The sequence below is a fragment of the Thalassobellus sediminis genome (genome assembly GCF_044386045.1).
Classification (GTDB): Bacteria; Bacteroidota; Bacteroidia; order Flavobacteriales; family Flavobacteriaceae; genus Thalassobellus; species Thalassobellus sediminis.
The window spans coordinates 219,455-232,807 of sequence record NZ_JBISCD010000040.1; the positions used below are offsets into that span (position 1 = coordinate 219,455).

Sequence of the window (13,353 nt, forward strand, 5' to 3'; positions counted from 1 at the left end):
TTTATGTAAAATCAATCTTTAAATTTAGTTTACATGAAACACAAAATGAAATTTTTAATGACTATTTTATCAAGTATTATTTTATTTTATTCTTGTAAAAAAAATAAAGAAGAAAAAAAAATCAACCAACCTTTAGTTGAAATTAAAAACGAAAAAACACCTAACTTAGAATTTCTTTGGGAAACAGATTCCGTTTTTAAAACACCTGAATCTGCTTTATTTGATAATGCGCGAAATGTTATTTATGTATCTAATGTCAATTTAAATCCTAGAAAAAAAGACGGAAATGGTTTCATTTCCAAACTAGACAAAAATGGAAATATTATTGAACTAGAGTGGATTAAAGATATGAGTTCTCCAAAAGGTCTTGGGCTTTATGGCAATACTTTATATGTTACCGATGTTGACGAAGTTATTTCAATTAACGTAGAGACTAACTCTATTATTAAAAGATACCCCTTTACTGATGCTGGTATGCTAAATGATATTTCTATTGATAGAGACGGAACTGTTTTTATTACAGATATGGATACAGGTGAAATTTTAACTTTAAAGGATCAAACTATTTCTTTATGGAAATCAAATATCGTTAAACCTAACGGTATATTTGTTGAAGAAAACCGTATCTTAATTGCTTCGGCTGATAGTAAGTTTACTGAATACGACAAAACCTCAAAAGAAGCAAAGGTTATTTGTAATGGTATATCTAGAGGTGATGGTATTGAAATAATGAACTCTGGAAGTTATTTAGTTTCTAACTGGAAAGGAGAATTATTTTTAGTTAAAAACGGAACATTAACATTATTACTTTCAACAAAAGAAAAGAATATTGAAACAGCAGATATAGGCATCATAAAAGAAGAAAACATAGTGCTTATACCAACTTTTTTTAATAATAAATTGGTTGCTTATAAAGTAAATGAATAAAAGCTTAAACAAATAATATTATACCTTTTTTTTAACAGTTGGTTTTTTATAACCTGAAGGCACAACTCCAAATTGTTTTTTAAATAATTGTCTGAAATATTTTGGACTATTGTATCCTACTTCAAAAGCTGCCTGAGAAATAGAAAATCCTTCGTCTTTTATAAGAGTTGCGGCTTTTTTTAATTTCACCATTGTTATATATTCATTAATATTTTTACCGGTTATAGCCTTTATTTTTCTAAATAGAGGCGTTCTACTCATTCCCATAGAATGAGCTATATCATTTACATTAGTTTTCCCTTTTTGCATATGGGTTAAAATAACACCTTCTAATTTTCTTAAAAACATCTTTTCTTTATCTAATGCTTTTAATTTTTCAGTTGAGAAAACCTCGATTTGTTCTTCTTTTTCTAAATAATATTTTCTTAATAAATTTCTACTTTCAATTAAGTTTTTAATCCTTACATAAAGGACATCACTACTAAAGGGCTTAACAATATAGTCATCGGCTCCTGTTTCATATCCTTCTTTAATACTTTCATTATTGCTTTTAGCTGTTAATAATATAATAGGGATGTGTGTTGTTGTAACTTCCTTTTTTAATACAGAACACAAATCAATACCACTTTTTACAGGCATCATTATATCTGAAATAATTAAATCTGGCACATACTCTATCGCTTTTGCTATACCATCTTCTCCATTCTCGGCAAAAATTATATCATAATCCTTTTTTAGTAAACCTTCTAGATATTTAAGAATATCAGGGTTGTCATCAATTAACAATAACACTAACCTATCCTCAAATGGACTAACCTTTGTTTTTAGTTTTTCTTCTGAATCTTTTATTGATAATGGTCCCCAAGCATTTGAAGGTGATATATCAACAACATTTGAAGGTTTAATTGAAGCTTCATCAACTGGTACTTTTGAAAATAACGATTCATCCATAGGAATACTAAGCGTAAATGCGGTACCTTCATCCACTTTACTCTCCACAGTAATTTTTCCTTTATGTAATTCAGCAAAGTTTTTAGACAATGCAAGTCCTATTCCTGAACCTTTTTTTCTATTTAATGATTTAGATTGGTAATACCATTCAAAAATATGGTCAAAATCTTTTGGACTAATACCAGCTCCAGTATCTTTAACTTTTATATTAAAATATACTTCGTCTTTGGTTAAATCTATTTTTATACTTCCTTTTTCTTCACTGTGCTTAACAGCATTTGAAAGTAGATTATTTATAATTATTTGAATTTTTTCTAAATCAAACCAAGCTATTATATTTTCATCAGGTAATGAAAGGGTTAAATTAATTCCTTTTTTATTAGCCATTAAAGAATAATTATCTACTAATTGGCTTAATATAAATGACACATTGTATTTACCTAATACCAGATCGCTTAAACCTATTTCTGATTTTCTAAATTCTAAAAGTTTATTAATGGATTGAAATAAATAATTTGCATTCTTTTTAATTAATTGCATACTCGCTTTATGCTCTTTATTACTTAACTCAGGTATCATATCTTCAACTGGCCCCAAGATTAAAGTTAAAGGCGTTCTTAACTCATGCGAAAAACTTGTGAAAAATCGAATTCTTTCTTCATTAAAGTCATACTCTAATTGACGTTGCTTTTTTTCAAATATTAAAGAGTTTTTTAATTTTAAATGATTAGAATAATATTTAAAACCAAAAAAGACAGATACTATTATTAATACTAAATATAATATATAAGCAGGCACTGTTTTCCAAAACGGAGGAGATACTGCAACTAATAATTCATTAAAAACTTCTTTTCCAGAGCCTAACCTTGCTTTTACTTTCAATATGTATTTGCCATAAGGAATATTGCTTAAATTGGCTTTACCAATAGTTTTAGAATCAATCCAATCTTTATGATATCCTTCTAACAAATATGAATAATTAATATTATTTGCAATTGGAAATTTTAATACTGAAAAATCTACAGAAAATGATGTTTGTTCATAATTTAATGCAATATGATTTTGATAGGAAATAGATTCATTTAAAATAGCATTCTTGTTATTAGGAGTAACTGCAACTTTTTTATTCGATATTTGAATATCCTCAAAAACTATTTTTACAGATTTTTCTTCTTTATTAAACAAATTTTCAGGGTGAAACATATTAAACCCTTTGTTTCCTCCAAAATAAAGATATCCATCGCTACCTTTTAGAACAGCTCCTACATTAAATTCACTTCGTTGAATATTATTAAGTGTATTTAAGTTTTGAATTTCGTTAGTATTTGTATTGTACTGACTAATTCCATTAAAAGTTCCTAGCCATATATATAAATCATTTTCTTTTACAATACTGCTTATGGTATTATTACTTAATCCATCTTTTTCAGTAAAATTTACAACGGTTTTCGTTTTTGTATTTAACCTTAGTAATCCTCCATACAAAGTTCCTGCAAGAATATCGCCACCTTTGAGAGTAAGAATAGAAAAAATAATATTACTGGTCATTCCTTCCGTATTGTCTGTATTATAAAATATAGCTGTATCATTTTCTGGATTATATTGAATAATCCCATCTTTATATGTAGCTATCCACAAATACCCGTATTCATCTTTAGTAATATCTCTTATATCAATCTTTTTTAAACTTTTTACATACTCGAATGTATCGTTCTTCTCAATATACTTATACAATCCTCCTCTGTTAGTACCAACCCATAACTGCCCTGTGTTATCTTCATAAATTTTTCTGACATCACTGCCATTATCTATTCTTCCTTGTAGATAATATTTACATACACCCGATTTTGGGTTAATCATATTTAACCCTCCTTTATAAGTTCCTGCCCAAACACGCCCCATTCTATCTTCATGCAATGAAATAATATAATTATTACTTAAACTACTTGGATTATTAGGTTTATGTTGATATAATAACTCAAACTCTCCTGTTTTTGGATTAAATAAATTTAACCCTGCCCCATCAGTTCCAATCCAAATTTTTCCATTTTTTGTTTGAGAAAAAGATCCAATTCTATCATGTGCTAAACCATTTGGGTTATCTATATTTTTTTGAAAAAGTTTAATAGGTTCACCTTTTGGGTTAACAAAATTAATTCCAGTGCTGGTACCCAGCCACATATTCCCTTCTTTATCTTTTTTAATAGCTGAAATAGTTCTATTATAAACGCTAGACCCATCACTTTTTGGCAAAAACCACTTTATGCTTGGTTTTTTATTTGATAGAAAAGAAGGAATATCAAGTATATTAAGCCCTCCATTTCTTGTGCCTATCCACATTTGATTTTGATCATCTTCTTCCATCGAAAGGATGTCATTATCGCTTAATCCAATATTTGGTAATAAAGATTTTTTTAAATTTAAAGTATCGCCACTTTTAGTTATCACAAATAACCCTCTAGATGTGCCAATCCATAAATTGTTGTTAGAATCTGGATATAAAACCTTAATTGTAGATGAAATATTTTCTGTTTCATCATCTAACGATATTCTAGAAACCTGTTCTGTTTTAAAGTTATACTTATTTAATCCAGCATCATTTGTCCCAATCCATAAAAGAGAATCTCTTTGAACGCTTAAAGTTGAAATATAGTTTGATGATAAAGATGCCGATGAATTAACCTTATGTTCAAGTATTTTTACACGTCTATCTTTATTAGTAAATGATAAACCCCATTTATTGGTTGTGGTTCCAAAAATTATTTCGTCATTTAGCCCAATAGCAAGACCACTAATTGCTTCATTTATTTGTACGCCATTGTGTTTAATCACTTCGAACACCTCATGCTTAGTGTCGTAAATATTTATGCCTTCATCAGTACCTATTACTATATTGCCCTTGGAGTCAACTTTTATATTTGTAACATGATTATTAATAAGGCTTGAACCTGGGTTTTCATCATCCTTTTGAAACTTTTTAAAACTTGTACCATCATAACGATTTAACCCTTCAATAGTGGCAATCCATATATACCCAAGAGAATCTTGCTCAATACTATTAACAACATTGTGAGATAAGCCAGATTCTACATCCAATAAATGAAAAGTAAGAACATCTTCAACATGTTTAAATTGGGAGTTTAAATCTTGTGAAAACAAACTACCCACGAATAAAAAAGAAAAAAGAAAACTGAAAACACTATTTTTCATCATATCAATATACAATTTTAAGATCAAAACAAACGTTTGTTTTTTTTAAAACTTGATAAAAGCAAAACTTTATTTAGCTAAAACCTAGACTTTATATTTATTATATTTTCCATAAAATTAAACATATAATTTTTAATAAACGTATAAATTACGCTTCAAAATCGAATAATTCTTAAAATTTTCATAAAAAGAGTCATTTTACACCCTTTTTTTAGTCAAAAATTACACTGTAAGCAGCTTGTCTACCATTTACTTTTACATTTGTAATTATTCAAGTTATTGAAGCCAGTCATTTCACCACAAGTTTCATATAGACATCTTCACTTGTGCTCTTAATAACTCATTATAATTACAAAAACTATCAAACTAATTAAATTAAATTAAAATTTATGAAAAAATTATTCCAATGTTTTTCTATGTCCAACAAAAAAAGGAGCTTATTTATGCTTTTGTTTGGACTAAGTGTTTTTACCGTATTTGGTCAAAACATTACAATTTCTGGTACAGTAAAAGACGAAAGCGGTCAACCAATTCCAGGAGCAAGTGTTATAGTTAAAGGTACAACAAATGGAGCTGCAACAGATTTTGATGGTGCATATACTATTTCAGCATCTAGTTCTGATGTACTCGTATTTTCATACATAGGTTTCAAAACACTAGAAATTAAAGCTAACAATCAAAAAACAATTAATGCACAATTACAGGAAGACGTATCTGTATTAAATGAGGTTGTTGTTGTAGGTTATGGTACTCAAAAAAGAGGTGATGTAACAGGTGCTGTAGCTAGTGCAAATTTAGAAGCTTTTAAAGAAGCTCCTAATGCAAATATTGTACAAAGCTTACAAGGTACCGTTCCTGGTTTAAATATTGGGCAAGTTACAAGCGCAGGTGCTACACCCTCAATTAGTATTCGTGGACAAGTTTCATTAGGTGGTAGCCAGAGTGTGCTTATTATATTAGATGGTATACAGTACAATGGCTCACTATCATCAATAAACCCTAATGATATAGCATCTATTGATATACTTAAAGATGTTAGTTCTACTGCTGTATATGGTGCACAAGCTGCAAACGGGGTTATATTAATAACAACAAAAGGCGGTAAAAAGAATCAAAAAGCAAAAATTACGGTAAGTTCATCTTATACAACACTTCAACCAACTGTTGATTTAAGACCTATGAAAAGAGATGAATACATTGATTACTTAGAAAGGCAATTATATGAATTTGCATATACAGAGGAATCAGGTTACCTAACGCCTAACCCTACCTATGAAGGTTATTTTGGTAATAACCCAGGCATAAATTTCAACCCAAATTTAGCATCACCAGATGATCCTTTAAACTATAATGATAATGATTATGATTGGTGGGAAGAAGGCACACAAAATAGCTTTATTCAAGAAAATTTAATTAGTGCTGCTGGGGCTTCAGATAAAATAAGCTACTTAGTATCTTTAGGTCTTACAGAGCAAGAAGGTATTATTAATAATGATAACTTTTCTCGTAAAAGTTTACGTGTAAACTTAGATGCCGATGTCACTGATTGGTGGAAAATTGGAATCCAATCTTTTGGTTCTTTCACGAAACAAGATGGTGATGAGCCTAGTTTAAACCGACTTGGAATTTCTTCCCCCCTTTTAGTGCCTTATGATGAAAATGGCGACTTAATACCAACACCATCTGGAACCGTAGAACTTAATCCATTTTTAGGTTCTAACACTCAAGATTACGAAAGACATGATTTCTTTTTTGCTAATCTTTATTCTGAAATACAATTACCTTTAGATGGGTTATCATACCGTTTAAACTTTGGTAATAATTACAGAATAGATAAAGCTTATGGAGCAAGTATATATGGAGCTGGTGAAACTGGTGATGCAGGAAAATATGTAAGTTTCTATAAAGATTACACACTTGATAATATTTTAAAATACGCTAAAGTATTTGGTAAGCATGATGTTAGTGCTACATTACTTTATGGTGCTTTAAAAAGACAAGGAGAAGCCACAAATGCTTATGCCAGTGGTTTTGATAGATTATCGTTAGGTTATAATGATTTAGGCACTGGTAGTTTACCAGAAGTTAGTTCTTCTGCCTATATAGAAACTTTAAACTACCAAATGGCAAGAGTTAACTATAAGTTCGATAATCGATATCTTTTAACAGGAACCATAAGAAGAGATGGTTTTTCTGGTTTTGCTGAAAATGAAAAAACAGCCTATTTCCCTTCAGGTGCATTGGGTTGGATTGTTTCTAATGAATCATTCATGGAAAATGCCGACTGGGTAAATAACTTTAAACTTAGAGTAACCTACGGTTTAAGTGGGAACCAAACCCCTAGCCGAAGATCTCTAGCTCAAATTGGTACTAGAGCTGCTTATGTGTTTGGTGATGGTTCTACAACTGCATTTGGGCAAGAATTGAACACCTTACCAAACCCGAATTTACGTTGGGAAAAAACAGCTGGTTTAAATGTTGGTGCCGATTTTTCATTGTTTGGTAGTAGATTAAGTGGATCGATAGATGTGTATGAAAACATTACTAATGATTTATTATTTCGTGTTCGAGTTCCTTATTTAACTGGTTTTAATCAGATTCAAACAAATGTTGGTAAAATTAAAAACACGGGGGTAGAGGTTTCTTTAACAGGAGACATTGTAAGAACAGACGATTTTACATGGACAGCAATAGCTAATTTTTCAAGAAATGTAAACGAAATACTTGAACTTACGGGAGAAGATTTAGATGGAGATGGCGTAGAAGATGATTTGCCACAAAGTAATTTATTCATTGGTAAATCTATTAATGCCATTTTAGATTATGAAGTAGATGGCATATACCAAATAGGAGAAGAAAATATACTTCCTGGATATGTAGCTGGTAACTATAGAGTAATAGACCAAGATGATTCTGGAGATATTACTCAAGCAGATGACCGTGTGTTTTTGGGTACAAGAGACCCAGATTTTAGAGCTTCATTATTAAATACATTTAAATATAAAAACTTATCTCTTAGTGTCTTTTTAAATTCTATACAAGGTGGCGACGATAGTTATATTGCACCAAATAACAATGCTGTTTACAGAAATGCAAATACATTATACCAAAATAAAATTTCAGGTATTGATTATTGGTCTCCACAAAACCCAGATGGTTTAAATGCTGTTTCAGGTAATAGTCCTGGAGTTCGCGGTACACGATACGAAAACAGAAGCTTTGTACGTTTGCAAGATGTAAACTTACGCTACAACTTTAACCAATCTGTTCTAGAAACTTTATCTATAGATGAGTTAAGCATTTTTGTGAGTGGTAAAAACCTTGCTACATGGACAAAATGGAGAGGTTGGGATCCGGAAACAGGATCAGGTATGTCTACTGGCGGAAGACCAGTTTTACAAGCACTTTCACTAGGTATTAACTTAACCTTTTAAAAAAAACATGAAAAAAACATTTATATTTATAGCCTTAGTCTCATTATTATTTTCTTGTAATGAAGACTTTTTAGACGAGAAGACACCAGACATTTTTACGTCTGCAAACGCATATACAACGTATATAGATTTCAGATCATCAGTAAACAATTTATATTTCTTATTTAGAAGACAACATTTTAGTAGAGATGAGAACCGACCATTTGATTTTATATATGGTACCGATCTTATTTTTGATGGAGAACCAGGAGGATCTAATAGACATGGAAACATGGAGCAAGCATATAGACCAGCTTCGTCTATTCCTACAGTTCATTGGAATTTATTATATAAAACCATTGCAGAAGCTAATACTATTATTGACCGTGCTGCAAACTCAGAAATGACTGAAGAAGAAACAAAAGATATTGTTTCTCAAGCTCGATTTTTTAGAGGGATTAGCTACAAAACTTTAGTAACACTTTATGGTGGTGTACCATTAGTTCTTAATGAAGTTGGAGAACCAAAAGTAGATTTTCAACGTGCTACAAAAGAAGCTGTACTTGAACAAATAGTTGAAGATTTAGGTTTTGCTAGCGAAAATTTACCTGGTATTGCTGATATTGAGGAAAATGAAAAAGGTCATGTAACTAATTTAATAGCTTACCACTATTTAGCAGAAGCTTATTTAATGCAAGGTAGAAATGGAGATGCTATTGCTGCTACTTCTAAAGTAATTGAGGATCCTAAAACAGCTTTAATGACATCCCGTTTTGGAACCCGAAGTAATGATACACCAGGAGATGTTTTTTGGGATTTATTTAGAAAAGGAAATCAAAATCATCAAAATAACACTGAAGCTCTATGGGTAATCCAGTTTGAAATAGATGTTCCAGGTGGAGGTTTAGAGACTGGCCGGAGAGGTGGCGGTTACGCCTTAGAAAGACATATAGCACCATTACTAAGGTTCAGCCCATTCAATTCTTGGCCTGTAGGAGATTATACTGGTGGTAGAGGTATTGGTTGGGGTATTACAACAACTTATTACTCTAATACTATATGGGGTGACGATGCTAGTAATCCAGATTGGAATAACGATATACGAAATGCAAATCATAACTTCGTAAGAGTTTATAATCAATCAAACTCTGAGGCTTTAAAAGCAAGAAATATTACTGTAGAATTTTCTACAGAAGAGCGACCAAGAAGACGTGAGTTTTATGCATACCCTTCTAAAGTAACTACGCCTTATAATCACCCAGAAGGGAATTATAGAACAAGTAGTATTCCTTTTGCTTTAACTTCAAACGCAGGAATGACATATACCGATCAGTATATGTTAAGATTAGCAGAAACTTATTTATTAAGAGCTGAGGCTTACTTAGCAAATAATCAACCTGATTTAGCTGTTATTGATATTAATACGGTACGTAGCAGATCTAATGCATCTTTAGCAACAGCATCAGAAATCGATATTGATTACATCTTAGATGAACGTGCAAGAGAGCTAGGAGTTGAGGAAAAGAGACGACTTACATTAATGCGTCTTGATGTGATATATGATCGAGTTATGAGATATAACCCTTTCTATGTAGAACAAGGTATGAAACCACATTTTAATTTATGGCCAATACCTGCAGATGAGATTGAAGGTAATCGTGGCACTGTGCTAACACAAAACCCTGGATATCCAGGAGCTGAGTAATATTTTAAGTCCACTATATAGTTAAATTTTATTTAAATTATATAGTGGACTTTTATTTTTTAAAAAATAATTGTCTAAATTACACTTACAAATAATAAAGTAAGATTTTTCATAACCGAAATTACTATAAAAACAAACTTTTTAAAATTTTAGTTGAAAAAAATATTTATGAAAAACATACCTTTTAAAATTTTAATTTTTTTATTCTTTGTTCTGTTAAACCAGAATAATTTATATGCTCAGTTAACTTTAATTGAAGACACTAAAAGCACTTCAAATTATTTTACAATTGTCGATAAAAACAATACGTCTGTAATTTATTTTGATGAATCAGATTTTGAAGTTGTTAGTATTGTCTCAAATTTATTAGCTGAAGATATTGAAAGAGTAACTAGCAAAAAGCCTAAAGTATCAACAGATAAGCCTAAAGCAAAAAAAGCAATTATAATAGGAACATTAGGCTCAAATAAATTAATAGATAAATTAATAAAAAAAGGCAAGATAGATGTTGATAAATTAGAAGGTAGTTGGGAAAGTTATATATATAAAACTATTAAAAACCCATTTCCTAACGTTGATGAAGCCTTAATTATATTAGGAAGTGATAGACGAGGTACTGCTTATGGTGTTTTTGATTTTTCTAAAACCATAGGTGTTTCGCCATGGTATTGGTGGGCAGATGTACCAACAATAAAAAGAAAAACACTTCATATTGCAGATATAGATTTTATATCTAAAACACCCTCAGTTAAATATAGAGGTGTGTTTTTAAATGATGAAGATTGGGGTTTAAAACCTTGGGCTTCAAAACTAATGGACCCACAAATAAATGATATTGGTCCAAATACTTACCAAAAAGTTTGCGAATTACTTTTACGCTTAAAAGCAAACATGCTTGCTCCTGCGATGCACGAGGTAACTGGTGCCTTTTTTAAATACCCAGAAAACAAAGTAGTAGCAGATAAATTTGCTATCATGATGACAAGTAGTCATGCAGAACCATTGCTATACAACAACACTACAGAATGGGATAAAAAAATTAATGGAGATTGGGATTATGTAAGAAATAAAGAGGGTGTGCTTTCTGCACTAGACAACAGAGTAAAAGAAGCCGCTCCTTATGAAAACATTTACACCGTAGGCATGCGTGGTATTCACGATACAGGAATGAAAGATGTTCCTGAAGGCTACACAAAAGCTAATGTTTTAGAGCAAGTTATAGATGCCGAAAGAGATATATTAGCAAAGTATATAGAAAAGCCTAAAGATGAAATTCCACAAATATTTGTACCATACAAAGAAGTTTTAGACATCTATAAAAGTGGTATGAAATTACCAGAAGATATTACCATTGTATGGCCAGATGACAACTTTGGTTACATAAAAAAATTAAGTAATAGCGAAGAAGCTAAACGCAAAGGAGGTGCGGGTGTTTATTATCACATATCATATCTAGGTGAACCAAACGATTACCTTTGGTTAAATACAACACCTCCTGCTTTGATATATGAAGAGATGTATAAAGCATACCTTAATGGTGCAGACCGTTATTGGCTAGTTAATGTTGGCGATATAAAACCAGGAGAATTAGGAATGCAATTTTTCTTAGACTTAGCTTGGGATATAAATTCTGTGACTTACAATACAATTCCAGATTATAATAGTAATTTTTTAGCATCCATTTTTGGTGATAAATATAAAGCAGATTTTAAAGATATTTACAATAGTTATTTCCATTTAGGTTTCGAGCGCAAGCCAGAATATATGGGTTGGGATTGGAGATGGAACAGTTTAGATGCAAAGGAGCGAATTTCAGATACAGAGTTTTCATTCGCTAATTATAATGAAGCACAAAACCGTTTTAATGAATACAATAGAATAGCAAAAAAATCAAAAGAAATTCTTGACAAATTACCCGAGCAATATAAATCTGCCTTTTACCAGTTAGTTTATTATCCTGTTGTTGGGTCGGCTTTAGTGAATAATAAAATGCTTACTGCTCAAAAAAATCGTTGGTATGCAAATCAAGGTAGAGCAGCTACAAATAATTTAATTGATGATGTTCAGGCTTTCGACACGCGTTTAACAGAAATAACCAAACATTATAATAGTTTAGAAAATGGAAAATGGACAGGAATAATGACTGCTCCAGAAAGACTACCTGAAATTCAATTACCTCCAACAGAAAAAATAGATTTACCTGAAGATCCAGAAATGGGTATATTTATAACTAGTGGCTCATCATTAACCCATGTTAATGTATTACCAAGATTTAATAAGTTCACTAAACAATCTCATAATTTTGAAGTATTCAATAGAGGTAAAAAAACATTAAAGTGGGAAGCACAATCAAATGCTTCTTGGATTCTCATTAATAAGAATAAAGGCAAAACCAATACTCAAGAAACTATAGAAGTTTCTATTAATTGGACTAAAGCTCCTATCGGAAACAATATTACTGGTACAATTGATATTAAAGCAGGAGAACAAAACGAAATAATACATATATCACTTCATAATCCTAAAACAACAATAGACGATTTAAATGTTCTATATGCTGAAGATAATGGTACCGTATCAATTACACCTTCCAAGTTTTCAAGAAAAAACGAAAGAAAAGGCACAGAACTTCAAGTTATAGAACAACTAGGTTACGAAGGTAATAGTATACAATTAGGAAACATTGAAGATAGAGGGTGGAGGAATGCCGTAGTTGAATACGATTTTTATTCAGAAAACTCAGGATATGTTACGGTTTACACCTACGCATTACCAGTTTTTGGTAAAGATGAAAAAAACGGCACTTTTTATGGTATTCAGATAGATGATAGCATGACAAGTTGGGAAAGTACTGCTTCAGCAGAATACTCTTTTAATTGGAAACAAAATGTAATTAGAAACTGCATTATTAACAAAAGTAAAATTCTAATTAAAAAACCAGGGAAACATACATTAAAATTAATTTCTGGAAACCCAGGAATGGTTATACAAAAAATAGTTATTGATTTTGGTGGTATGAAACAGTCATATATGGGGCCAAATACCACAATTATTAATCAAAATAAAATTAAATAATGATTTTTAGTAGTAGTTGTTTTTAGTAGAATATGAACACAAGAGTAAAGAAGTATTAATTCTCTTTTTTAC

General features: G+C 30.8%; 5 protein-coding genes. 4 read left to right on the forward strand and 1 reads right to left on the reverse strand.

Annotated elements, in window-relative coordinates:
- Positions 1 to 57: 57 nt before the first annotated feature.
- Positions 58 to 927 (forward strand): SMP-30/gluconolactonase/LRE family protein, encoded by an 870-nt coding sequence (locus tag ACH5TW_RS07800; RefSeq protein WP_439335945.1) that lies wholly within the window; start codon positions 58 to 60, stop codon positions 925 to 927.
- A gap of 18 nt (positions 928 to 945) precedes the next feature.
- Here ACH5TW_RS07800 and ACH5TW_RS07805 read toward each other — a convergent pair whose 3' ends face one another.
- Positions 946 to 5,091: a two-component regulator propeller domain-containing protein gene (locus ACH5TW_RS07805; protein ID WP_439335946.1), complete on the reverse strand. Its 4,146-nt coding sequence runs from the start codon at positions 5,089 to 5,091 to the stop codon at positions 946 to 948.
- Between the two features lie 386 nt (positions 5,092 to 5,477).
- Here ACH5TW_RS07805 and ACH5TW_RS07810 point away from each other — a divergent pair, with 386 nt between their 5' ends.
- From ACH5TW_RS07810 to ACH5TW_RS07820, 3 genes are all read left to right on the forward strand, one after another.
- Positions 5,478 to 8,522, forward strand: a complete 3,045-nt coding sequence (locus tag ACH5TW_RS07810) for a SusC/RagA family TonB-linked outer membrane protein (RefSeq protein ID WP_439335947.1) — start codon at positions 5,478 to 5,480, stop codon at positions 8,520 to 8,522.
- Between the two features lie 7 nt (positions 8,523 to 8,529).
- Positions 8,530 to 10,206: a RagB/SusD family nutrient uptake outer membrane protein gene (locus ACH5TW_RS07815; protein WP_439335948.1), complete on the forward strand. Its 1,677-nt coding sequence runs from the start codon at positions 8,530 to 8,532 to the stop codon at positions 10,204 to 10,206.
- 168 nt (positions 10,207 to 10,374) lie between these two features.
- Positions 10,375 to 13,281, forward strand: a complete 2,907-nt coding sequence (locus tag ACH5TW_RS07820) for a glycosyl hydrolase 115 family protein (RefSeq protein WP_439335949.1) — start codon at positions 10,375 to 10,377, stop codon at positions 13,279 to 13,281.
- The last annotated feature ends 72 nt before the right edge of the window (positions 13,282 to 13,353 follow it).

What these genes read in the sequence shown, in the direction of transcription:
- ACH5TW_RS07820 (WP_439335949.1), top strand. Translation starts at nt 10,375, where the DNA reads ATGAAAAACATACCTTTTAAAATTTTAATTTTTTTATTCTTTGTTCTG.
- ACH5TW_RS07805 (WP_439335946.1), bottom strand. Translation starts at nt 5,091, where the DNA reads ATGATGAAAAATAGTGTTTTCAGTTTTCTTTTTTCTTTTTTATTCGTG.
- ACH5TW_RS07815 (WP_439335948.1), top strand. Translation starts at nt 8,530, where the DNA reads ATGAAAAAAACATTTATATTTATAGCCTTAGTCTCATTATTATTTTCT.
- ACH5TW_RS07810 (WP_439335947.1), top strand. Translation starts at nt 5,478, where the DNA reads ATGAAAAAATTATTCCAATGTTTTTCTATGTCCAACAAAAAAAGGAGC.
- ACH5TW_RS07800 (WP_439335945.1), top strand. Translation starts at nt 58, where the DNA reads ATGACTATTTTATCAAGTATTATTTTATTTTATTCTTGTAAAAAAAAT.